At 70.1% G+C, this 21,840-nt stretch carries 20 protein-coding genes and 3 tRNA genes; 11 read left to right on the top strand and 12 right to left on the bottom strand.

Translation table 11 applies throughout. The features are described 5' to 3' along the window. Positions 1-118: 118 nt before the first annotated feature. The 3 genes from OG453_RS04645 (at position 119) to OG453_RS04655 (ending at position 4,683) form a co-directional block, all read left to right on the top strand. A complete protein-coding gene (locus OG453_RS04645; RefSeq protein WP_266864754.1) occupies positions 119-1,936 on the top strand; it encodes a hypothetical protein in 1,818 nt (605 codons plus the stop codon). Positions 1,937-2,204: 268 nt separating this feature from the next. Next, positions 2,205-3,692 carry a N,N-dimethylformamidase beta subunit family domain-containing protein gene (locus OG453_RS04650; protein WP_266864756.1) on the top strand — a complete coding sequence of 496 codons (1,488 nt, stop codon included), beginning with the start codon at positions 2,205-2,207 and terminating at the stop codon, positions 3,690-3,692. A 94-nt stretch (positions 3,693-3,786) separates the two neighbouring features. Beyond that, positions 3,787-4,683, top strand: a complete 897-nt coding sequence (locus OG453_RS04655; protein ID WP_266864758.1) for a phosphoribosylaminoimidazolesuccinocarboxamide synthase — start codon at positions 3,787-3,789, stop codon at positions 4,681-4,683. 46 nt (positions 4,684-4,729) lie between these two features. Here the strand turns inward: OG453_RS04655 and OG453_RS04660 are convergent. The 8 genes from OG453_RS04660 to OG453_RS04695 all read right to left on the bottom strand — a co-directional run bounded on the left by OG453_RS04660 (position 4,730) and on the right by OG453_RS04695 (position 9,394). Further along, a tRNA-Gly gene (locus tag OG453_RS04660) sits at positions 4,730-4,805 on the bottom strand. 23 nt (positions 4,806-4,828) lie between these two features. Further along, on the bottom strand, positions 4,829-5,437 hold the full coding sequence (locus OG453_RS04665) for a response regulator transcription factor (protein ID WP_266864760.1): 609 nt from the start codon (positions 5,435-5,437) through the stop codon (positions 4,829-4,831). Further along, the gene (locus OG453_RS04670; RefSeq protein WP_266864762.1) at positions 5,434-6,777 is read right to left on the bottom strand and encodes a sensor histidine kinase; all 1,344 of its coding nucleotides are present in this window, start codon (positions 6,775-6,777) and stop codon (positions 5,434-5,436) included. The genes OG453_RS04665 and OG453_RS04670 overlap by 4 nt, the downstream gene beginning before the upstream one ends. 16 nt (positions 6,778-6,793) lie before the next feature. After that, positions 6,794-7,591 (bottom strand): ABC transporter permease, encoded by a 798-nt coding sequence (locus tag OG453_RS04675; protein WP_266864764.1) that lies wholly within the window; start codon positions 7,589-7,591, stop codon positions 6,794-6,796. Further along, positions 7,588-8,571: an ABC transporter ATP-binding protein gene (locus OG453_RS04680; protein ID WP_266864766.1), complete on the bottom strand. Its 984-nt coding sequence runs from the start codon at positions 8,569-8,571 to the stop codon at positions 7,588-7,590. The genes OG453_RS04675 and OG453_RS04680 overlap by 4 nt, the downstream gene beginning before the upstream one ends. A gap of 132 nt (positions 8,572-8,703) precedes the next feature. Beyond that, positions 8,704-8,779 (bottom strand) — tRNA-Gly (locus tag OG453_RS04685). A gap of 79 nt (positions 8,780-8,858) precedes the next feature. Beyond that, positions 8,859-8,930 (bottom strand) — tRNA-Gly (locus OG453_RS04690). Positions 8,931-9,076: 146 nt separating this feature from the next. After that, positions 9,077-9,394 (bottom strand): Lsr2 family protein, encoded by a 318-nt coding sequence (locus OG453_RS04695; protein WP_266864768.1) that lies wholly within the window; start codon positions 9,392-9,394, stop codon positions 9,077-9,079. 344 nt (positions 9,395-9,738) lie between these two features. Here OG453_RS04695 and purS point away from each other — a divergent pair, with 344 nt between their 5' ends. The 6 genes from purS to OG453_RS04725 all read left to right on the top strand — a co-directional run bounded on the left by purS (position 9,739) and on the right by OG453_RS04725 (position 15,375). Next, positions 9,739-9,990: a phosphoribosylformylglycinamidine synthase subunit PurS gene (gene purS, locus OG453_RS04700; protein ID WP_135332092.1), complete on the top strand. Its 252-nt coding sequence runs from the start codon at positions 9,739-9,741 to the stop codon at positions 9,988-9,990. Continuing rightward, positions 9,987-10,667 carry a phosphoribosylformylglycinamidine synthase subunit PurQ gene (purQ, locus tag OG453_RS04705; protein ID WP_266864772.1) on the top strand — a complete coding sequence of 227 codons (681 nt, stop codon included), beginning with the start codon at positions 9,987-9,989 and terminating at the stop codon, positions 10,665-10,667. Before purS ends, purQ begins: the two co-directional genes overlap by 4 nt. Further along, positions 10,667-12,916: a phosphoribosylformylglycinamidine synthase subunit PurL gene (purL, locus tag OG453_RS04710; protein WP_266864774.1), complete on the top strand. Its 2,250-nt coding sequence runs from the start codon at positions 10,667-10,669 to the stop codon at positions 12,914-12,916. Before purQ ends, purL begins: the two co-directional genes overlap by 1 nt. A gap of 135 nt (positions 12,917-13,051) precedes the next feature. Beyond that, the gene (locus tag OG453_RS04715) at positions 13,052-13,690 is read left to right on the top strand and encodes a TetR/AcrR family transcriptional regulator (RefSeq protein ID WP_266864776.1); all 639 of its coding nucleotides are present in this window, start codon (positions 13,052-13,054) and stop codon (positions 13,688-13,690) included. Between the two features lie 10 nt (positions 13,691-13,700). Next, a complete protein-coding gene (locus OG453_RS04720; protein WP_266864777.1) occupies positions 13,701-14,492 on the top strand; it encodes a maleylpyruvate isomerase family mycothiol-dependent enzyme in 792 nt (263 codons plus the stop codon). 64 nt (positions 14,493-14,556) lie between these two features. Continuing rightward, positions 14,557-15,375: an META domain-containing protein gene (locus OG453_RS04725; protein ID WP_266864779.1), complete on the top strand. Its 819-nt coding sequence runs from the start codon at positions 14,557-14,559 to the stop codon at positions 15,373-15,375. Between the two features lie 65 nt (positions 15,376-15,440). Here OG453_RS04725 and OG453_RS04730 read toward each other — a convergent pair whose 3' ends face one another. The 3 genes from OG453_RS04730 to OG453_RS45100 form a co-directional block, all read right to left on the bottom strand. Continuing rightward, positions 15,441-16,667: an LPXTG cell wall anchor domain-containing protein gene (locus OG453_RS04730; RefSeq protein WP_266864781.1), complete on the bottom strand. Its 1,227-nt coding sequence runs from the start codon at positions 16,665-16,667 to the stop codon at positions 15,441-15,443. A gap of 155 nt (positions 16,668-16,822) precedes the next feature. Beyond that, a complete protein-coding gene (locus tag OG453_RS04735; RefSeq protein WP_266864783.1) occupies positions 16,823-18,223 on the bottom strand; it encodes a sulfatase in 1,401 nt (466 codons plus the stop codon). Between the two features lie 61 nt (positions 18,224-18,284). Further along, positions 18,285-18,386: a putative leader peptide gene (locus OG453_RS45100; RefSeq protein ID WP_323178604.1), complete on the bottom strand. Its 102-nt coding sequence runs from the start codon at positions 18,384-18,386 to the stop codon at positions 18,285-18,287. A gap of 161 nt (positions 18,387-18,547) precedes the next feature. On the opposite strand from OG453_RS45100, the gene purF reads away from it, so the two are divergent. Both purF and purM read left to right on the top strand, forming a co-directional pair. Continuing rightward, on the top strand, positions 18,548-20,074 hold the full coding sequence (gene purF, locus OG453_RS04740) for an amidophosphoribosyltransferase (protein ID WP_135332083.1): 1,527 nt from the start codon (positions 18,548-18,550) through the stop codon (positions 20,072-20,074). A gap of 37 nt (positions 20,075-20,111) precedes the next feature. Next, positions 20,112-21,185: a phosphoribosylformylglycinamidine cyclo-ligase gene (purM, locus tag OG453_RS04745; protein WP_266864786.1), complete on the top strand. Its 1,074-nt coding sequence runs from the start codon at positions 20,112-20,114 to the stop codon at positions 21,183-21,185. Between the two features lie 137 nt (positions 21,186-21,322). Here purM and OG453_RS04750 read toward each other — a convergent pair whose 3' ends face one another. Next, a complete protein-coding gene (locus tag OG453_RS04750; protein WP_135332081.1) occupies positions 21,323-21,580 on the bottom strand; it encodes a DUF3073 domain-containing protein in 258 nt (85 codons plus the stop codon). Positions 21,581-21,840: the final 260 nt, after the last annotated feature.

Consider the following 21,840-nt stretch of genomic DNA (forward strand, 5'->3'; position numbering starts at 1 on the left):
CGGGTGCCACAGTGGGGGAGTGAGCAAATCCATCGGCGGCTGCCGTCCGCCCCTCGGCACCGGTCCCCACCGGCGGCGGGGCAGCAGGCGGACCAGGCAGCAGGGGGTGACGTAGGTCGTGTCAGGTACGGGTGTGGAGGTGGGCGTGCAGTCCGCGCGTTCCCAGGCGCTCGCCGTGCTGCGCATCCGCAGCAGGGCCCTTGCCGTCGCACTGCTGCCCGCGGCCGTCGCCGTCGTGCTGCTCGCGGGCGGGGCCACGGGCCATGTCATCGGCGGGAGTTGGGACGTGGTGCGCGGCATCGTGACGGCCGTCGCCGCCGTCGTGCTGCTCGCCGCGGCGGGCATCGCGCTCGTCGTCGCCCGCGCCAGGCCCGCCGTCAGCCCGACGGTCCCGATCACCGAGAGCTCGGCCCCCGATCTGTACCGCCTGGTGCGGGATCTGGCCGACCGCCTGGACGTCCCGGCACCATCGGCGATAGCGCTCACTCCCGACTGCGACAGCTGGCTCGAGGACCGCACCCACCCCGCGCACGGACCGCCCGCGGAGGCCTCGCCCCCGTCGGTCGCCGAGAGCAACGGCGTACGGGACGGCCGCCCCGCCCCGCGCCGCCAGTCCCCCGCGGCCCCGGTGCTCGTCATCGGGTCGCCGTTCCTGTGGTGGATGCGGGTCGGTGAGCTGCGCGCGGTCCTCGCCCCGGTCGTGGCCGGTACGGGACCCTCGGCGCACCCCGACATAGCCGCGGCCCGGCGCTTCGTGCGCGGGCTCGACGCGGCGGTCGCGGTCACCTCCGCACCCGGCCGCGGCCCGCTCACGCGCACGGTCCTCGGCGGTGTCGGCTGGGTGGCCCGGCTGCTCCTGCGCAGCTGCCGGGGGCACGCGGGCGAGATGGAGCGTGGCGTCGCGGCAGCGGCCGCCGAGCGCGCCCAGGCCGTGGACTACGGAGTGCGGATCGTCGCCCAGGAGCAGGTCGGCCTGGCGTACGCAGGGTGGGACCGCCTCCTGACCAAGGTCGCGCTGCCCGCCTGGCGGATGGGCCGCTGGCCGTCACGGCTCGACGCGGGCGTGGTCTCCGCCCTCACTGAGCTGTCCCGCAGGGACCGCCTGGCCGAGGGCTTCGCGTCCCGCCTGGGCGAGCGCCCCGCCTGCGATCTCCTGGAGGAGCCGGGCTCGGTGGACGAGGCGGCTTCCCTCCTTGCCGCCCGCCTCTTCCACGGCGGGCCCGCCGAGCCGGGTCCTGGCTGGGCGCCGGTGGCCTGGCAGGAGTATCCGGACGAGGTCGTCGACCGCAAATGGCGTACGGACGCCGCCCGCCTCCACCGGGTCCTCGACTCCCTGGGCGTGGGCCACGCCACGGACCCGACGGCCCGCGACGCCAAGGGCCCCACCCTGGGCCGGGTCCTCGACCACCTGACGGCGCCGGACACCGAGGCCACGGAGTCTGCCGCGGCCCCGCCCGCCCTGGACCCATCAGTCAACCCGGCATCCGCCGACCCCGCGGACGACATCGCTCTCGCCCCCGACGACGAAGTGGCCCCCGAAAGCCCCGGCGGGCTCCTGGCCGCAGGGCTCACCGCCGAGCTGTCCCGCGAGGAAGCCGCGGCCCCGCCACGCCCCGCCCCGGCGGGACAGGGCCCGGACGACGCGCTGTGGGACGACGGCATGTTGCCGCTGTTCCCGCTCCAACCGGTGCGCACGGGCCGGGAGTTGCTCGCCGACCACGTGACCGCGCTGGTCTGCTGTGCGGCCGTGGACACGGCGGGTGCGGCACCCGGACTCGACTGGCTGGACGGCCCGTCCCTGCTGGTGGACGGCGAGCGGGCGGCGGACCTGACGCCGCACGTCCTGAGCCTGGTGGAGGACGGCGATCCGACCCCCCTGAAGGGCTGGCTCGCCCGGCTCGGCGTCCGCCCGGAGAAGCCGGTGCGGCTCGTCTGAGCCGAGTACAAGCACCGGCCCGAGCACGACCCCGGCTTGGCCCCGGCCCGAGCCCGGGCCCGCCCCGGCGACCCCGTAGCAGTCCCCCACCCCACCGGAAGGATCTCTTCCGTTCTCGTCGATTAGCGACGAACGGTGACGGAGTGCGTGCGTAATGTGATGTGCTGGGACCGACCGCCGGACCGGACATGTCAGAGGCAACACCGCACGGGGGCAACGGACGGCACAGCGCAGCGCAATCCCGGGGGAGTGAGGGAGGGGTACACACATGGGGCCGGAGCAGATCCGCAGGTGGGAATCGGGCGCACTGGCGCACGCCGTGACCGACCCCTTCGGCCAGGGCCCGCTCCCCTGGCTCCGGGGCGCCGAGCACTACTTCGACGACACGGGCCAGGTCGTCCCCTGGTACCTCGACCACGCCCCGGCCCCCGGCGCGCGCAACATCCCCGCACCCCACACCCGTACCAACGGGCCCCGCACGGCAGACGACGTACACGGCCAGATCAAGGGCTTCACCTCCACCGGCGCCGCGGCCCCGGGCGAGGCGATCGACTTCCACGTGACGGTGGACCCGCCCCAGCAGTTCAGCGTCGACATCTACCGCATCGGGCACTACGGCGGGGACGGGGCATCGAAGATCACCACGAGCCCGCGCCTCTCCGGCATCGTCCAGCCGCCCCCGCTCACCGCCGACCGCACGGTCTCCTGCCACCACTGGTGGCTCTCCTGGCGTCTGCAGATCCCGAGTTACTGGAACATCGGGGCGTACGTGGCGGTCCTCACCACCGTCGGCGGCTACCGCTCGCACGTCCCCTTCACGGTCCGCGACAGCCACCCGGCCGATCTGCTGCTCCTGCTCCCGGACATCACCTGGCAGGCGTACAACCTCTATCCGGAGGACGGCCGCACGGGCGCGAGCCTCTATCACGCGTGGGACGAGAAGGGCCGGCTCCTCGGCGAGAGCGAGGCCGCGCACACGGTCTCCTTCGACCGCCCGTACGCGGGGGCGGGCCTGCCCCTGCACGTGGGCCATGCCTACGACTTCATCCGCTGGGCCGAGCGGTACGGCTACGACCTCGCGTACGCCGACACCCGCGACCTGCACGCGGGCCGCATCGACCCGACCCGCTACCGAGGCCTGGTCTTCCCGGGCCACGACGAGTACTGGTCGTCGAACATGCGCCGCACCACGGAGCTGGCCCGCGAGCACGGCACATCCCTCGTCTTCCTCTCCGCCAACACCATGTACTGGCAAGTCGAGTTGGGCCCTTCCCCGTCCGGCGTCGAGAACCGCCTGCTCACCTGCCGCAAGCGCCACGGCCCCGGCAGGCCCGCCCTCTGGCGCGAGCAGGACAAGGCGGAGCAGGAGCTCCTCGGCATCCAGTACGCGGGCCGCGTCCCGGACCCCGCCCCCCTCGTCGTACGCAATGCCGACCACTGGTTGTGGGAGGCGACGGGCGCGCACGAGGGCGACGAGATCGGGGGTCTGGTCGCGGGCGAGGCGGACCGCTACTTCCCGCGCACCGCCCTGCCCGAGCATCAGGGCCGCATCCTCCTGGCCCACTCCCCGTACGAGGACAGCGAGGGCGTCACCCGCCACCAGGAGTCGTCCCTCTACCGCGCCCCGTCCGGCGCCCTGGTCTTCGCGTCCGGCACCTTCGCCTGGTCCCCGGCGCTCGACCGCCCCGGCCATGTGGACACCCGCGTCCAGCGCGCCACGGCCAACCTCCTGGACCGCATCTGCAAACGGGACTGAAAGCCGATCGACGCCCACCGGCATCCCCTGGCCAAAAGCTGTCTCCCCATACGGGAGAATCGAGAGCACTTGGCCAGAACCACGGGGAGGAACCGTGTCCGGATTCGTAGAAAAGCCCGAGCCTGTCGAGGTCCCGGGCTTGGTGCATGTGCACACCGGCAAGGTGCGCGACCTGTACCAGAACGAGGCGGGCGACCTCGTGATGGTCGCGAGCGACCGCATGTCCGCCTACGACTGGGTGCTGCCCACGGAGATCCCCGACAAGGGCAGGGTCCTCACGCAGCTCTCCCTGTGGTGGTTCGATCAGCTCGCCGATCTCATCCCCAACCACGTCATCTCCACCGACGTCCCGGCCGGCGCCCCCGACGACTGGGAGGGCCGCACCACGGTCTGCAAGTCCCTGCAGATGGTTCCGGTCGAGTGCGTGGCCCGCGGCTATCTGACGGGCTCGGGCCTGGTCGAGTACGACGCATCGCGCACCGTCTGCGGTCTCGCGCTGCCCGACGGCCTGAGCGACGGCTCCGAGCTGCCCGCGCCGATCTTCACGCCCGCCACGAAGGCGGAGGTCGGCGAGCACGACGAGAACGTGAGTTACGAGGAAGTGGCGCGCCAGGTGGGCGCGGACACGGCGGTCCAGCTCCGCCAGGCGACCCTCGCGGTGTACGGCCGGGCCCGTGACATCGCCCGCGAGCGAGGCGTCATCCTCGCGGACACGAAGTTCGAGTTCGGCTTCGAGGGCGAGAAGTTGATCATCGCGGACGAGGTCCTCACCCCGGACTCGTCCCGCTTCTGGCCCGCGGACGAGTGGCAGCCGGGCCGCGCCCAGCCGTCGTTCGACAAGCAGTTCGTCCGCGACTGGCTGACCTCGCCGGCCTCCGGCTGGGACCGCAAGAGCGAGCAGCCGCCGCCCCCGCTCCCGCAGGACGTGGTGGACGCGACGCGCGCCAAGTACATCGAGGCGTACGAGCGTCTGACGGGCACGGCCTGGTAGTCGGCGTACGAAGAAGGCCCCGGTCGATTGACCGGGGCCTTTCATCTGGAGCGGACGACCAGGTTCGAACTGGCGACCTCAACCTTGGCAAGGTTGCGCTCTACCAACTGAGCTACGTCCGCACTGCGCCGAAGCGCGAAGCCAACTATACCCAACCTCGCTCGCGTGCGAGACGCACCGCGGCATGACGATTCTCCGCCCCGATCTTGGTGGCGGCGGACGAGAGGTAGTTCCGGACGGTCCCCTGGGACAGCGCGGCCCGCTCGGCGATCTCCGCGACGGGCGCCCCGTCGGCGGCGAGTTCGAGCACTTCGGCCTCGCGGACGGTCAGCGGGGAGTCCCCCGCGGAGATCGCGTCGGCGGCCAACTCCGGGTCCACGTAGCGGTTTCCGGCGTGCACGGTGCGGATGATCTCGGCGAGCCGCTGCGCGCTGACTGTCTTCGGCACAAAGCCCCGCACCCCCACCGCGAGCGCCCGCTTGAGATGCCCCGGTCTGCCATGACTCGTCACGATCATGGTGCGGCAGTACGGCAGTTCATCGCGCAGCGATGTGGCGACACTCACACCGTCGGCGCCCGGCATCTGCAGATCGAGCACGGCGACATCGGGCTGATGGGCCCGGGCCATGGCGAGCGCCTCGGGCCCGGTGGCGGCCTCGGCGACCACCACAAGATCGTCCTCGAGCCCCAGCAGGGCGGCAAGCGCCCCCCGGATCAGATGCTCGTCATCGGCGAGCAGCACGCGAACGGTCACCGGACAGCCTCCGTCTGCTCGGGCCGCCCTTGCTGTGGGCAGGCGTTCCGCACGGCGAGTGGGGTCTCCCCTGCTCGAGCGGAGTCGAGAGCTTGGGGAAGGGTGGGCACAGCTTCAGCCTCCGGTTCCGACGAACCAGCCAGAGGAACCTCCGCAGAAAGACGGAACTTCCCCCCGCCGGACGCGAAGTCCAGCACCCCGTCCACGACAGCCAACCGCTCCCGCAGCCCCGCGAGCCCGGACCCCGCCCCGGAGGGGACAACATCCGGCACCCCATCGTTGGAGACGTCAAGCACAGCCCGCTCAGGCCCGACCCGCAGGGTCACCGCACAGTGCCGCGCGTCACCGTGGCGGAGCACATTCGTCGCCGCCTCCCGAACAACCCACCCGAAGGCGGACTGCACCGCAGCAGGCAACCCCGCAGGGGATCCCACCACCCGGCAATCGATGCCCGCGGCTTCAAGCACCCCCTGCGCACCGGAGAGTTCGACCGCCAGATCGACCTCCCGATACCCCCGCACCACCTCCCGCACCTCCCGCTGCGACTCCCGCGCGATCCGCTGCACCTCGACCATCTGATCGACCGCCTCGGCCCGCCCCCGCCGCGCGAGCTGCACCGCGAGCTCGCTCTTCAGCGCGATGACGGCGAGATTGCGCCCCATCACGTCGTGCAGGTCACGCCCGAAGCGCAGCCGCTCCTCGGCGACGGCCAGCCTTGCCTGTACGTCGCGGGTGTTGTGCAGCTCGTACATCACTCTGAGCACCCAGGCCGAGCAGCGCACGGAGTAGGCCAGCGCGCAGCCGGCGTACGCGACCGTGAAGAAGGTGGGGACCACGAGCTGGACGCCCCCGCCGATCAGCCAGACCCCCGTGCACACCGCGGCCGTCGCGAGCGACTGCACGAGGAAGCTGAACCGCAATGGGGCCAACAGGCAGTACGCGGTGAGGAACGGCATCCCCGCAGCGGCCAGAGCGACGCTGAGCTGGGGGAACTCCTTGGGTCCTGTGATGGCCGCCAGGGCGAGGACGCCCGAGAAGGTCAGCACCATGAGGCCCGCCCCGACGGCGATCCACCGCCGGGGCGCGGGGTCACCGTCGAGGTACTCGTCGAGCCCCGCCCCGAGCAGCTTCGTGGACCAGACGCCCTGGGCGGCCGCGGCCACGGCGACGGCGCAGATCAGCACCCAGGGCACGTCGGAGTGGCGCACCGGCCGGGTCACCGAGAGGGCGATCACCAGGGGTACGGAGACCCAGACCAGGATGTGTACGGACGCGCGTGTGTAGTAGTCGACCTTGTCGAGGCCGCTGCGCCGGCGCCACTTCCGTATCCGTCCGAACACCGTGCCGCTCCTCGCGTCAGCGCCGCGGTTCCCAGCGGAACCACCGTCGTACAGCAAACACCGAGACCACGGTCCAGGCCACCGCCGTGGCGACGGCGCCCAGCGCCTCGTACCCGGAGAGATTCCCGGTCCAGCCGCCCCGCACCAGCGTGATCACCGGACTCAACGGCAGCAGCTCGCAGACCGAGGCCAGCTTGTCGGGCATGACCTCGAAGGGGACGAAGAGACCCGAGCCGAACATCGACCCGAACGCCAGCGGCGCGGACAGCACCTGCGCCGACTCCACGGACCTGCTGAGACTGGCGGTGACCGCGGCGAGGGCGGCGAACATCACCAGGCCGAGCAGTACGCCGATGACAGCGAGATGGGGCGCGCTCGGCGCCCCCGCGTCGAGCAGCGCGACACAGCCGGCCGCCAGGACGACGGCCTGCGTCAGGCCGATGCTGACCGAGGGCAGCGCGGCCCCCGCGAGGATCTCCGCGTCCCGCAGCTCCCCGGTACGCAGCCGCTTGAGCACGAGTTCCTCGCGGCGGGCCGCGAAGACGGTGGTCAGCGACGTGTAGACGGCGAAGAGCACGGAGACGCCGATGGCGCTGGGCACGACGACGGACCCGACCGAGAGGCCGGTGCCCTTCAGGTCCATGCCGTCCGCGGCCTGGTGCAGGCTGAACGGCATCACGAGCGGCACGAACAGCGCCGCGAACAAGGTGCCCTTGGTGCGCCCGAGCAACGTCAGCTCGGCCCGCGCGAGCGCCCGCATCCGCCGCGCGGGGGTCGTCAAAGCGGTGGTCCCGCTCACCGTCACCGCACTCATGCCACCGTCTCCTTCTCCGCCACACCCGAACCTGAACCCGAACCCGCACCCGAGCCACCCTCGGCATCCCGCGCGATCCGCAGGAACGCCTCCTCCAGCGATGCCGCCCGCACATCGAGCCCCCGCAGCTCCACCTGGGCGTCCCGCGCCCACACAAGGAGCCCCGTGGCGGCCCGCTGCAGCTCGTGCGTCCGCAGCCGGACCCGCCCGCCGGTCACCTCGTGCCCGCTCACGCCGAGCTCGCCGAGCGGCGGCAGATCCCCGACGAAGTACCCGTCGGGCAGTTCGAAGGAGACGTGCGACGGCTGCGCGGCCACCACGTCGGCGACGCGTCCCTCGGCCGCGATCCGCCCCTCGTGCAGGATCGCGAGCCGGTCGGCGAGGTTCTCGGCCTCTTCGAGGTAGTGCGTGGTGAGCAGCACGGTCGTGCCGTTGTCGCGCAGGGCCCGCACCAACTCCCAGGTCTCGCGGCGCCCTTCGGCGTCGAGCCCGGTCGTGGGTTCGTCGAGGAAGAGCACCTCGGGCTGCCCGATGAGCGCCGTCGCCAGATCGAGCCGCCGCTTCTCACCCCCGGACAGCATCTTCACGCGGACGCCGGACCGCTTGCCGAGCCCCACGATCGCCAGGGCCTCATCGGCCGGCCGCGCCCCACTGGTGCACCCCGCCCACATCCGTACGGTCTCCCCGACCGTCAGCTCGGAGGGAAAGCCGCCCTCCTGGAGCATCACGCCGATCCGGTGCCGCACGGCGCTGCGCTCGGAGTAGGGGTCGTGCCCGAGTACGCGCACCCGCCCTCCGGCGGGTGCGGCGAGCCCTTCGAGGAGTTCGACGGTGGAGGTCTTGCCGGCCCCGTTGGTCCCGAGCAGCGCGAAGAGCTCACCGCGTCCGACGGAGAACGACACCCCCCGGACCGCCTCGAAACCGCCCCCGTACACGCGCCGAAGATCGGTCACGTCGATCACTTGGTCAGTCTTGGTCATGAGAAGAGCGTCCCCCGGCCCCGCGCGCCGGAGCAGTGCGCGCTGTCACCGGCTCACATGACAAATGTCAGAAGCCCGGCAGCCCTGAGACACGAAGAAGGCCCCGGTCGCGATGACCGGGGCCTTCTTCAATGGAGCGAACGACGAGGTTCGAACTCGCGACCTCAACCTTGGCAAGGTTGCGCTCTACCAACTGAGCTACGTTCGCATTGCCTCCGACCAGCTCTCACTGATCGGTGCGAGCACCAGCCTACCGCACCCAGAAGGGCGCCTGATCGGCGATGCAGAGCGGGTGACAGGAATTGCACACTGCGCCTTCCCCCTGGAAGGGGGATGTTCTACTACTGAACTACACCCGCAAGACTCCGTGTGGTTCGGCCTTTCGGCCTTGCCCCTCGGCGTGCTCCAGACTTTAGCCGACCGGCGGGGGTGCAGGTCAAGTCGGTTGCCGAGGGGCCCTCCTGGCCGGCTGTCCGTCCAGGTCGGCGCGGCCGCGGGCCAAGGCTCAGTTGGCCGCCTCGAACGCCTCGTAGACCTTCTTCGGGATGCGGCCGCGCGGCGGCACGTCCATCTGGTTCGAGCGCGCCCAGGCGCGGACGGCCGCCGGGTTCGCGGCCACCGTCGTGTGCCGGAAGGCCTTGCCGGACTTGGACTGCTTGCGGGCTGCGTCGAGGAACGGGGCGAGCGCCGTGCGCAGTTTCTTGGCATTGGTTTGATTGAGGTCGATCTCGTACGACTTGCCGTCAAGACCGAAAGCGATGGTTTCCGCCGCTTCCCCGCCGTCGATGTCGTCAGAGAGAGTGACCACGACACGCTGCGCCACGAATATCGGTCCCTTCGTGCGGCCTCGCCGCGTTGACGTGCGGTGATGCCGACTGTCCGGCTGTTAGGGGCACTGTTATGTGCAAAGCATCGGCTAATGCCATTTCCTTTGTACAGTGCCCGGCATTGCATTGTGAAGCCCGACTAAATCCCCCCGCGTGTCCGGGAGCAATGCCGATGCGTGATCTTTTCCTGGATTTTTCGCGAAGGTGCCCCGTTCGATACGTGGATGAGTGTGGGAACGTGACCGTCCTCACGTAGGTTTCTACGAATCTACGCGAGTAGAATTTTTGTGCAGGTAGTCTGAAGGGACCGCTCAGCCAGCACCACACACCGGGAGTGCCAGTGGCACGCGTCGTAGTCGACGTCATGCTCAAGCCGGAGATCCTCGACCCCCAGGGCCAGGCGGTGCAGCGTGCACTGCCGCGCCTCGGATTCAAGGGGATCGCCGACGTACGTCAGGGAAAGCGCTTCGAACTCGAGGTGGACGGGCCCGTCGATGACGCAGCCCTCGCCCGTATCCACGAGATGGCGGAAACCTTCCTCGCCAACACCGTGATCGAAGACTTCTTCGTAAAGGTGGAGGAAGAGAAGTGACTGCTCGAATCGGAGTCGTCACTTTCCCCGGAACCCTCGACGACCGCGACACCCAGCGCGCCGTCCGGGTCGCCGGCGCCGAAGCCGTGCCGCTCTGGCACCGGGACAAGGACCTCAAGCAGGTCGACGCCGTGGTGCTCCCCGGCGGATTCTCGTACGGCGACTATCTGCGGGCCGGGGCCATTTCACGGTTTTCGCCCGTCATGGAGTCGGTCATCGAGCAGGCAAAGGCCGGGATGCCGGTCCTCGGCATCTGCAACGGCTTCCAGGTGCTCACCGAGTCTCACCTGCTCCCCGGCGCGATGCTGAAGAACAACCACCTGCACTTCATCTGCCGCGACCAGAAGCTGCGCGTGGAGACGGCCGACACCGCCTGGACCGCCGACTATGACGCCGGCCAGGAGATCTCCGTACCGCTGAAGAACATCGACGGACGGTACGTCGCCGATGAGCGGACCCTGGACATGCTCGAGGCCGAGGGGCGGGTCGTCTTCCGCTACCTCGACGTGAACCCGAACGGTTCGCTGCGGGACATCGCCGGTGTCTCCAACGCCGCGGGCAACGTCGTCGGCCTCATGCCGCACCCCGAGCACGCGGTCGAGCCGCTGATCGGGACCGGCCGCACCGACGGCCTGGGATTCTTCACCTCGATCCTGAAGAAGCTGGTCAACGTCTGATGACTCTGGACACCGTCAAGCACGCCGCCGAGACCCCCGAGGTCAAGCTGCCCTGGGCCGAACTGGGCCTGAAGGAAGACGAGTACGCGCGCGTACGCGAGATCCTGGGCCGCCGCCCCACCGGCGCCGAGCTCGCCATGTACTCCGTCATGTGGTCCGAGCACTGCTCGTACAAGAGCAGCAAGGTGCACCTGCGCCAGTTCGGCGAGAAGGCCCCCGAGAACGACGCGATGCTCGTCGGCATCGGTGAGAACGCGGGCGTCGTCGACGTCGGCAACGGCTACGCGGTCACCTTCAAGGTCGAGTCGCACAACCACCCCTCGTACGTCGAGCCCTACCAGGGTGCGGCGACCGGTGTCGGCGGCATCGTCCGCGACATCATCGCGATGGGCGCGCGCCCGGTCGCGGTCGTCGACCCGCTGCGGATGGGCGATGCCCACCACCCCGACACCAAGCGCGTGCTCCCCGGTGTCGTCGCGGGCATCGGCGGCTACGGCAACTGCCTGGGCCTGCCGAACATCGGCGGCGAGCTCGTCTTCGACGCCTGCTATCAGGGCAATCCGCTGGTCAACGCCGGTGCGATCGGCGTGATGCGGCACGAGGACATCCACCTCGCGAAGGCGTCAGGACCCGGCAACAAGGTCATCCTCTACGGGGCCCGCACCGGCGGCGACGGCATCGGCGGCGCCTCGATCCTGGCCTCCGAGACCTTCGACGACACCAAGCCGTCGAAGCGTCCTGCCGTCCAGGTCGGCGACCCCTTCCAGGAGAAGCTCCTCATCGAGTGCACCCTGGAGGCCTTCGCCGAGAAGCTGGTCGTGGGTATTCAGGACCTCGGTGCGGCCGGACTCTCCTGCGCGACCTCGGAGTTGGCGTCCAACGGCTCCGGCGGCATGCGCGTCGAGCTCGACGACGTACCGCTTCGCGACTCCACGCTCACTCCCGAGGAGATCCTCATGAGTGAGTCGCAGGAGCGGATGTGCGCGGTCGTCGAGCCGGAGAAGGTCGAGCGCTTCCTCGCCATCTGCGAGAAGTGGGACGTCATCGCGACGGTCGTGGGTGAAGTGACCGACGGCGACCGGCTTGAGATCTTCTGGCACGGCGAGAAGATCGTCGACCTCGACCCGCGCACCGTCGCCCACGACGGCCCGGTCTACGAGCGTCCCTACGCCCGCCCGTCCTGGCAGGACGCCCTGCAGGCGGACGACGCCAACAAGCTGCCCCGCCCGGTGAGTTCGGACGAACTGCGCGACCAGATGCTCGCCGTCGTCGCCTCGCCGAACCAGGCATCCAAGGCGTGGGTGACGGATCAGTACGACCGTTTCGTGCAGGGCAACACGGTGCTCGCGCAGCCCGAGGACTCCGGCATGGTCCGCATCGACGAGGAGACCGGCCTCGGTGTCGCCCTCGCCAATGACGGCAACGGCCGCTACTCGAAGCTCGACCCGTACGCGGGCGCGCAGCTCGCCCTGTCGGAGGCGTACCGCAACGTCGCCGCGACGGGCGCACGGCCGCTCGCCGTCTCGGACTGCCTGAACTTCGGTTCGCCCGAGGACCCGGACGTCATGTGGCAGTTCGCCGAGACCACCCGTGGCCTCGCCGACGCCTGCCAGATCCTGGGCACCCCGGTGACCGGCGGCAATGTCTCGCTCTACAACCAGACGGGCGAGGCGGCGATCCACCCGACGCCGGTCGTCTCCGTCCTCGGTGTGATCGACGACGTCGCACGGCGCACGCCGATCGCCTTCGCCGAAGAGGGCCAGCTGCTCTACCTGCTCGGTGACACCTCCGAGGAGTTCGGCGGCTCGGCCTGGTCGCAGGTCGTCCACGACCACCTCGGCGGCCTGCCCCCGAAGGTGGACCTGGAGCGCGAGCGGCTGCTCGCCGAGATCCTGATCTCGGCCTCGCGCGACGGCATGATCGACGCCGCGCATGACCTGTCCGACGGTGGCCTGGCGCAGGCCGTCGCCGAGTCCTGCCTGCGGGGCGGGAAGGGCGCGCGCCTGATCGTCCCGGACGGTCTCGACGCGTTCACCCTCCTGTTCAGCGAATCGGCCGGGCGCGCGGTCGTCTCCGTGCCGCGGAGCGAGGAGCTGCGCTTCACCGACATGTGCGGGGCGCGGGGCCTTCCCGTGACGCGTATCGGTGTGGTCGACGGTGACGCCGTGGACGTACAGGGCGAGTTCACCCTCTCCCTGGCCGAGATCCGCGAGGCGCACGCGGGGACCCTGCCGGGGCTCTTCGCCTGATCCGCCGCTTCTCGAAGCCCCCGCCCGGACCTGGTCCGGGCGGGGGCTTCGGCGTTCCCACACCCCCATCGGCATCGCGCTCGACCTCGAGACGCTCACCGTGGGGGAAGGAGTCGTCCCGGTACCGTGACCTGCATGACTGAGGAGCTCGGGCTGCGCGAGCGCAAGAAGAGGCAGACCGCGTCGCGGATCTGGCGGGCGGCGGTGGACCTCTGCTCCGAGCGCGGTTTCGACCATGTCTCCGTGGCGGAGATCGCCGAGGCGGCCGAGGTGTCGAAGATGACCGTCTTCAACTACTTCGGCACCAAGGAAGGCGTGATCGTCAGCCCCATGGAGGAGCACGTCGGCGACGCCGCCGACGCGGTGCGCGCCCGCAGGCCCGGCGCCTCCGCGGTCACGGCGATGCGCGAGGTCTTCCTCGAACAGGTCGCCGCGCGCGACCCCGCGGTCGGCCTCAGCGGCGACCCGCGCGCCATGAAGGTGCGCCAACTGGTCGGCGATACACCGACCCTGGCGCATCGCATGGTCGTCTTCCACATGCGCGCCATGCAGCTCCTCACGGAGGCCCTCGTCGAGGAGACCGGTGACCGTGTCCTCGCGGGAGTCGCCGCCGCGCAGCTGCTCGGCGCCCGCAACGCGCTCATCATGGAGAACCACCGCCGCACCCTCGAAGGCGATCCGCTCGACACGATCGCCGAGGACTGCGCCGCCCACGCCGAGCGCGCCTTCGAGCAGGTCGAAAAGGGTCTCCAGGGCTACCCGGGACCGCATTAGGCTCGGCCTCATGCCACCGGCCAAGAAGCGCACGCGTACGTACGATCCCGCCAAGATCCGCACCGCCGTGCGCGCCCAGTTCGGGAACGTACGGGAAGCGGTCGCCGCCTTGGAGCCCGAGCAGCTCGCCCTGCCGACCCTGCTCGGGGACTGGACCGTCCGCGAGCTCGCCGCGCACACCACCATGGCGCTCGGCGCGGTCAGCAGGTTCCTCGCCATGCCGGAGCCCCCGGCGCGCGAAGTGGCCCTGCTGGACTGGCCGTTCGCGACCGCCTCGGCCGCCGCCCAGGTCGACGAGGCGTCGCGGGCCTTCGCCGCGCAGGACCTCGGCGAGCTGTACGCGCGGACCCTGACCGCCTATGACGAGGCACTGGACGGGGTCGTCGCCGGCCGTCTGACGCCGACCCGGTTCGGCGCGATGAGCCTCGACGACTTCCTGGTCACCCGCACCGTCGAACTGATCGTCCACACCGACGACCTGAACGACGCCGTGCCGGGCCTGGATGTCGCGTACGACCGTCAGGCCCTTGCCGCCTGCACCCGGCTGCTCGCCGACGCCCTCGCCGTGAAGGCCCCCGGCGGCGCCGTCGAGGTCAGGGTGCCGCCGTTCGCCGTGGTCCAGTGCGTGCAGGGCCCCCGGCACACCCGCGGCACCCCGCCGAACGTCGTCGAGACCGATCCGCTGACCTGGATCCGCCTGGCGACCGGCCGCACGGACTGGAAGTCGGCGCTCGACGAGGCGAAGGTCAGCGCGAGCGGGGAGCGCGCGGACCTGGCGGGGCTGCTGCCGGTCATGAGCTAGCCGCTGCCGGTGCTGTCGGCGGGACCGGGGGAACCAGAACCCCCACTTGTCCCGTCACAGCGGCATGCAGAAGACGCGACTGACCACCACCGCCATAGCTCTCGCCGCCGCGGGCCTGCTCACCGCGTGCGGCACCGAGACCGGATCGGGCAACGGCAAGAGCGACGGTTCCGTCGCGTCCGAGCTGCCCATCACCGGAGTGCACTGGAACGTCGAGAGCCTCACGGTGGACGGCAAGAAACAGCGGGCCCCGGGCGGCACCTACGTCACGATCGACGACAAGGGGAAGGCCAAGGGCAACTACGGCTGCAACGGCTTCTCCGCGGACGTCTCCGTCGACGGCGACAAGGTCGACTTCGGCAATGCCACGTCGACCGACATGGGCTGCGACAAGCTGGACTTCGAGGAGACGCTCACGCGCACCCTCGGCAACGGCAAGCTGAAGGCCGAGGCCGACGGGGACAAGCTGACGCTCACCACCGAGAAGGGGGACCGCGTGGCCTTCACATCGGAGCCCGACGCCCCGCTGACGGGCACCAAGTGGACCGTGAACGCCGTCGGCGACGGCAAGGTGACGACCTCCCTGCCGAAGGAGGTGGACGGCAAGGCCCATCTGACCTTCGGCAAGGACGGCACCGTCCGCGGCAACCTCGGCTGCAACAACGTCTCGGCCAAGGCCGATGTGCGGGGCGACGAGATCACCCTGGGCACGCCCCGGAGCACCCGGATGATGTGCGAGGGGCCTGCCCGGGAGACCGAGCAGAAGCTGCTCAAGCTCTTTGACGGCAAGGTAAGTTACAAGCTCTCCCACCGGGGGCTCTCGCTCACCTCCGCCGACGGAACGGTCGTCGTCAGCGCGAATGCTGACCTGAAGAAGCGCTAGCGCCGTCTTTCGGCTGCGGCGCCGTGGGGGCTTGTCGCGCAGTTCCCCGCGCCCCTACGGGGCGCTCAGCCTCGGCGGCGTGATTTCAGCAGGAACGCGCCGCCCGATGCCAGGAGCAGTGCGCCGCCGATGGAGTAGGCGAGGGTGGTGTCGGAGTCGCCGCCGGTTTCGGCGAGTTCGGTGGAATCGCCTTCGGGGCGGGTGTCGTTGGGCTTCTCCGCGGCCTGCTCGGGCTTGGCCGGAGCCGCCACCCCGTTCAGGCTCACCTCGACCGTCGCGGACTCCGCCCCCGCCTTCACGACCTCGACCTTCACCTTCCGCGCCTTGTCCGTCAGCGCCGTCCCCGCTTTCAGCGCGTCCGCATCGGCGTCCGAAGTCGGGTCCAGGAGCGCGGACTTGGCGTAGTCGCCGCCCGGCACCCGGTAGGCGTGCACGCCCTGGATTTCGCCGTCGACCGTGCCGGACTCGTGCCGCAGCTCCACGACCAGGCGGTCGTCGCCCAGCGGGATGTCGAGCGCCCGGACCCCGCTTCCGCTCCCGTACAACGGACGCAGCGTGTACGTACCCGACTTGCCGACCTTGGCGACCTCGCCACCCGAAAGCCACTTGTTGTGCAGCAGCTCGGGCGAGGTGAGCCCGGCCTCCCAACCGCCGCCGCCCATCGGGGTCTTGTGGCTGGTGCCGGCCTCCTTGCAGCCCGCCCCGAGGTCCCCTTCGGGGCAGCGGAGCCGCATGTGGTGGCTGTAGCCGAAGTTGTGGCCGAACTCGTGGACCAGGGCGGTCATCGACATCTTGCCGTCGGCGCCGATCGGCATCCAGGTGGTGCCGCCGCCGACGGTGCCGAGCGCGAGCCAGTCGCAGCCGGCCTTCTCCGAGGGGAAGACGAGCGACAGATGGTCGTAGCTGTCCTCGGCGACGCCCTGCGCGGCGAGGGCCTTCCGCGTCAGTTCGTTGATCTTGCCGGTGTCGCAGCCGGTGGCCGCGAGATCGATGTCGACGGGTCCGGTGACGCCGTCGCCCTCGGCGGCCTTGAAGGTGGTCGCACCGCCGGTGACCTCGTTGTAGTACGAGGTGAGGGAGCCGGAAGCCCCGAAGTAGTTGTCCTTCAGGGCGGTTTCGAGCTTGCCCGCGTCCGATATCCGGCTGTCCGTGAAGTTCACCATGGCGACCTGTACGCGCCGCTCCGGCTCGTCGGCGGCGGTGGCGGGCGCGGCGACGGATGTCAGGGCGGCCACTGAAGCCACTACGGCCACTGCGGCGGGTATGAGGCAGCGGCGCGGGGACGGTGTCATGGGGGGACCTTCCAAGTGGGGGTTCGCGCGGGTCTGGTGATCAACTCAGGGGCGCGCGAGGCACGCTAGCGATCACACCGGCCCGCGCGAACCCCCGGGAAGGGTTCTTAGGCCGCACTTAAGGCTCAGTTCAGGCAGCGGGACACCCAACAGACTCAGGCAGCGGGGTACGGCAGCAGCCCCGCATTAGTCCGCTCCCACGCCGCCTTCAGCTCGGCGAGCAGCTTCGGCTCGCCCGGCGCCCGGTCGGCCTGCTCCCGCTGATCAGCGGCAAGGTTGAACAGCTGGTCCTTGCCGCCCTTGCCCCGGTAGTACTTCCACTCCCCGCGCCGCAGCGCCCGCTCTCCACGCACCCGCCAGAACAGCTCACGCTCGGCGAGCTCCTCGCCCTTCAGGAGATAGGGCGCGAGGCTGGTCCCGTCCAGCTCGTATGCGGGGTTCGGCCGCGCCCCGCCGATCTCCAGGAGCGTCGCCGTCCAGTCGGGCGTGAACACCGGCTCATGGCTGACCTGCCCGCCGTCGAGCCGCGCGGGCCACCGCACGATGGTCGGCACGCGGATGCCGCCCTCCTGGAGCGAGGCCTTGTTGCCCGAGAGCGGCCAGTTGTACGAGAAGCGCTCACCACCGTTGTCGGAGGCGAAGAAGACGAGCGTGTCCCGCTCCTGCCCGGACTTCTTCAGCGCCTTCAGGACCTCGCCGACCGACCGGTCCAGGTCCTGCACCATCTCGGTGTACTTCTCGACGGACCCGCCGTCCTGATGCCAGAGCGCACCCTTCTCGCCCGCCTTGATCCTCCGTACGATCTCGGCGCTCTCCTCGGTGTCCCCGTCGGCGATCCACGGCCAGTGCGGGGTGGTGAAGTTCAGATTGAGCAGCCAGGGCGTGTCTCCGTGGTCCCGCAGGACGTACTCGCTCGCCCGCTCGGTCAGGATCCGCGTGTAGTAGCGCAGGTCCTTGTACTCGGCATCGCCCTCGTAGAGGTCGTACTCACCGCCGAGCCCCAGCTTCGAGTAGTACTCCAGGGCCCCGCCGAAGTTCCCGAAGAACTCGTCCCAGCCCGACCTGGTGGGCGAGTAGTCCGGCAGATACCCGCAGTGCCACTTCCCGATCAGCGCCGTCGCGTACCCGGCATCCCGCAGCAGCGACGCCAGCGTGGGATGCGTCGGGTCGAGCCCGGCGGACTTGTCAGCTATCGGCTCCGCGAGCCCACCCTTCGTACGCCCCGGAAAGCGCCCCGTGTAGAGGCTGAAGCGGGTCGGCGAGCAGGTCGCGGACCCGGAGTAGGCATCGGTGAACCGCACGCCCTGGCGCGCGAGGCGGTCCAGGTTCGGCGTCTTGATGTGCGGCGACCCGTAGGAGGAGAGATCCGCCCACCCCAGGTCGTCGCCGAGGATGAACAGGATGTTCGGCCGCTTGCCGCCGGGGCGCCAGGCCGCACGGAAGGGCCGCTCGCGGGCCTCGGCCGCGGCGGGCAGCCCCACCGCGGCGGCGGCACCGGCTCCCACCGCGCCCCCGAAGGCGCGCCGGGACAGAGCGGACTGGTCGTACGAAGACATGGCTGCGCTCCTGAAGAGAGGCCCCGCACAGGGGCCCCGAAGAAGGGAAGGAAAGGCGGCTTCAGGCAGCGCGGCGACAGATGGCGCTCGCGACACGGACCAGGTCGACGTGGCGGCGCTCCACAAGGGTGACCGTCGGGTCACCGAGGGGCTGCTGGGGCATGGATCAGGAGCCTCACGGGCGCCCGGGCCCCTGTCAACGCTGCCCGTCACCTGTTCACACGGACTTAGCACTCAGGTGCGTACAGTCACCGTGTTCACGCTCCGTAGAGGGCCTGTATCCCCAATTCGGACCAGTGGTCGATCTCGCCTACACTCGGAGGCGTGCCACGTGGTGACGGTCGACTCAATCACGATCTGCTCCCCGGCGAGAAAGGCCCCCAGGACGCTTGTGGCGTCTTCGGTGTCTGGGCTCCGGGCGAAGAGGTCGCAAAGCTCACGTACTTCGGGCTCTACGCCCTCCAGCATCGGGGCCAGGAATCCGCGGGAATCGCGGTCAGCAACGGCTCCCAGATCCTCGTCTTCAAGGACATGGGGCTCGTTTCCCAGGTCTTCGACGAAACCTCTCTCAGCTCGCTCCAGGGTCATATCGCGGTCGGTCACGCCCGCTACTCGACCACCGGGGCCTCCGTATGGGAGAACGCCCAGCCGACGTTCCGTGCCACCGCGCACGGCTCCATCGCGCTCGGGCACAACGGCAACCTCGTCAACACGGCCCAGCTCGCCGAGCTGGTCGCCGAGCTGCCCAAGGAGAACGGCCGCGCGACCCAGGTCGCGGCGACCAACGACACCGACCTGGTGACGGCTCTCCTCGCGGGCCAGGTGGACGACGACGGCAAGCCGCTGACCATCGAAGACGCCGCCATGAAGGTCCTCCCGGACGTACAGGGCGCCTTCTCCCTCGTCTTCATGGACGAGCACACGCTGTACGCGGCCCGCGACCCGCAGGGCATCCGCCCGCTGGTCCTCGGCCGCCTGGAGCGCGGCTGGGTCGTCGCATCGGAGTCCGCGGCGCTCGACATCTGCGGCGCCAGCTTCGTCCGCGAGGTCGAACCGGGTGAGTTCATCGCGATCGACGAGAACGGACTGCGAACGTCCCGATTCGCGGAAGCGAAGCCCAAGGGCTGTGTCTTCGAGTACGTCTATCTGGCGCGCCCCGACACGGACATCGCCGGCCGGAACGTCTACCTCTCGCGCGTCGAGATGGGTCGGAAACTCGCCAAGGAAGCTCCCGTCGAGGCCGACCTCGTCATAGCGACCCCGGAGTCCGGAACGCCCGCCGCGATCGGTTACGCGGAAGCCTCCGGCATCCCCTTCGGCGCCGGTCTGGTCAAGAACGCCTATGTCGGCCGGACCTTCATCCAGCCCTCGCAGACGATCCGCCAGCTCGGCATCCGTCTCAAGCTGAACCCCCTCAAGGAAGTCATCAAGGGCAAGCGTCTGGTCGTCGTCGACGACTCGATCGTCCGCGGCAACACCCAGCGCGCCCTGGTCAAGATGCTCCGCGAGGCCGGGGCCGCCGAGATCCACATCCGGATCTCGTCCCCGCCCGTGAAGTGGCCCTGCTTCTTCGGCATCGACTTCGCGACCCGCGCCGAGCTCATCGCCAACGGCATGACGATCGACGAGATCGCCACCTCCATGGGCGCCGACTCGCTCTCGTACATCTCCATCGACGGCATGATCGAGGCCACGACCATCGACAAGCCGAACCTCTGCCGCGCCTGCTTCGACGGCGAGTACCCGATGGACCTGCCCGACCCCGAGCTGCTCGGCAAGCAGCTTCTGGAGACGGAGCTGGCCGCCGGTCCGGCGTCCACGGCAGCGGCCGACGCGATCCGTCGCCCGTAAGCCACCCGTAGTAACGACACGAAAGCTCTCAATCACCATGCCTGAGACCACTGGTGCCAGCTACGCAGCCGCAGGCGTAGACATCGAGGCGGGCGACCGCGCCGTCGAGCTGATGAAGGAATGGGTCAAGAAGACCCAGCGCCCCGAGGTCGCGGGCCTCGGCGGCCTCGGCGGCTTCGCCGGGCTCTTCGACGCCTCGGCCCTCAAGCGCTTCGAGCGCCCGCTGCTCGCCTCCGCGACCGACGGCGTCGGCACGAAGGTGGACATCGCCCGCCAGCTCGGCGTGTACGACACCATCGGCCACGACCTCGTCGCGATGGTCATGGACGACATCGTCGTGTGCGGCGCCGAGCCGCTCTTCATGACCGACTACATCTGCGTCGGCAAGGTCCACCCGGAGCGCGTCGCGGCCATCGTGAAGGGCATCGCCGAGGGCTGTGTCCTCGCCGGCTGCTCGCTCGTGGGCGGCGAGACGGCGGAGCACCCGGGCCTGCTCGGCCCGGACGACTTCGACGTCGCGGGCGCCGGCACGGGCGCCGTGGAGGCCGACCGGCTGCTCGGCCCCGATCGCATCCGTAAGGGTGACGCGGTCATCGCCATGGCGGCATCGGGTCTTCACTCGAACGGGTACTCGCTCGTCCGTCACGTGGTCTTCGACCGCGCGGGATGGACCCTGGACCGGAAGGTCGAGGAGTTCGGCCGCACGCTCGGCGAGGAGCTCCTGGAGCCCACCAAGATCTATTCCCTGGACTGCCTGGCGCTCACCCGCACCACGGACGTCCACGCGTTCAGCCACATCACCGGCGGCGGCCTCGCGGCGAACCTCGCCCGGGTCATCCCGGACGGGCTGCACGCGATCGTCGACCGCGAGACGTGGACGCCCGGCGCGGTCTTCGACGTGGTCGGCAAGGCGGGCCAGGTCGAGCGCCTGGAGCTGGAGAAGACGCTGAACATGGGCGTCGGCATGATGGCGATCGTCCCCGAGGAATCGGCGGACGCGGCCCTGACGACCCTCGCGGACCGTGGCGTGGACGCCTGGATCGCCGGTGAGATCACCGAGCGCGGCGAGCACACCACGGGCGCTGAGCTCATTGGCGACTACGCGAAGTAACACCGCCCGGCAGCCCTCTCGGGGGCTGCCCTCAGGGCAGCACAAAACCCGGTCCGGCGTGATGACCACCCCGGACCGGGTGAAGTGCAGTTGCTATGAGAACTGCGAATGCTGCAAGTGCTGCGATTGCAACGAGGTCAAGCGCCGCGGCGCTGCGACGAAGGACCGGACTCGTCGGCAGAGTCGTCGTCCTCGTCGTCGTTATACAGATCCGCGTACTGGGCGTACGGGTCGTCTTCCTCGTCGTCGTCCTCGAACGGCTCGCCATTCGGCGGCTGTTGCGAAGTCGAAGCGCCCAGCTCATTGGCCAGACGCGACAGGTCAGTCCCGCCGCTGCTGTACTTCAGCTGGCGGGCGACCTTCGTCTGCTTGGCCTTTGCCCGGCCGCGCCCCATGGCTCGACCCCCTCGGATATGGGGCTTGGTGACCCCAGAGTCTTGACACGCGTTCATGATCAGGAACGGGCTCTCCGTAGAGAGGCCGGTCCGTAGGGCTTCCACGGTACCTGCTCCTGCGGCCATACGGTACGTCGCCCGCAGGACGCGCCTCGGCGCAGAACCCGCGAGGAGCCCCGTCCTCGCTGGTCAACTGCGATTTTAACCTCTTCTTGTCGGGCGACCCGCCGACGGGGGTGAGTCTTGTCTCGCCTGTACGT

Source organism: Streptomyces sp. NBC_01381 (genome assembly GCF_026340305.1).
Lineage (GTDB): Bacteria > Actinomycetota > Actinomycetes > Streptomycetales > Streptomycetaceae > Streptomyces.

What these genes read in the sequence shown, in the direction of transcription:
- OG453_RS04675 (WP_266864764.1), bottom strand. Translation starts at nt 7,591, where the DNA reads ATGAGTGCGGTGACGGTGAGCGGGACCACCGCTTTGACGACCCCCGCG.
- OG453_RS04725 (WP_266864779.1), top strand. Translation starts at nt 14,557, where the DNA reads ATGCAGAAGACGCGACTGACCACCACCGCCATAGCTCTCGCCGCCGCG.
- OG453_RS04720 (WP_266864777.1), top strand. Translation starts at nt 13,701, where the DNA reads ATGCCACCGGCCAAGAAGCGCACGCGTACGTACGATCCCGCCAAGATC.
- purL (WP_266864774.1), top strand. Translation starts at nt 10,667, where the DNA reads ATGACTCTGGACACCGTCAAGCACGCCGCCGAGACCCCCGAGGTCAAG.
- OG453_RS04730 (WP_266864781.1), bottom strand. Translation starts at nt 16,667, where the DNA reads ATGACACCGTCCCCGCGCCGCTGCCTCATACCCGCCGCAGTGGCCGTA.
- purM (WP_266864786.1), top strand. Translation starts at nt 20,112, where the DNA reads ATGCCTGAGACCACTGGTGCCAGCTACGCAGCCGCAGGCGTAGACATC.
- OG453_RS04680 (WP_266864766.1), bottom strand. Translation starts at nt 8,571, where the DNA reads ATGACCAAGACTGACCAAGTGATCGACGTGACCGATCTTCGGCGCGTG.
- OG453_RS04735 (WP_266864783.1), bottom strand. Translation starts at nt 18,223, where the DNA reads ATGTCTTCGTACGACCAGTCCGCTCTGTCCCGGCGCGCCTTCGGGGGC.
- OG453_RS45100 (WP_323178604.1), bottom strand. Translation starts at nt 18,386, where the DNA reads ATGCCCCAGCAGCCCCTCGGTGACCCGACGGTCACCCTTGTGGAGCGC.
- OG453_RS04650 (WP_266864756.1), top strand. Translation starts at nt 2,205, where the DNA reads ATGGGGCCGGAGCAGATCCGCAGGTGGGAATCGGGCGCACTGGCGCAC.
- OG453_RS04750 (WP_135332081.1), bottom strand. Translation starts at nt 21,580, where the DNA reads ATGGGGCGCGGCCGGGCAAAGGCCAAGCAGACGAAGGTCGCCCGCCAG.
- OG453_RS04715 (WP_266864776.1), top strand. Translation starts at nt 13,052, where the DNA reads ATGACTGAGGAGCTCGGGCTGCGCGAGCGCAAGAAGAGGCAGACCGCG.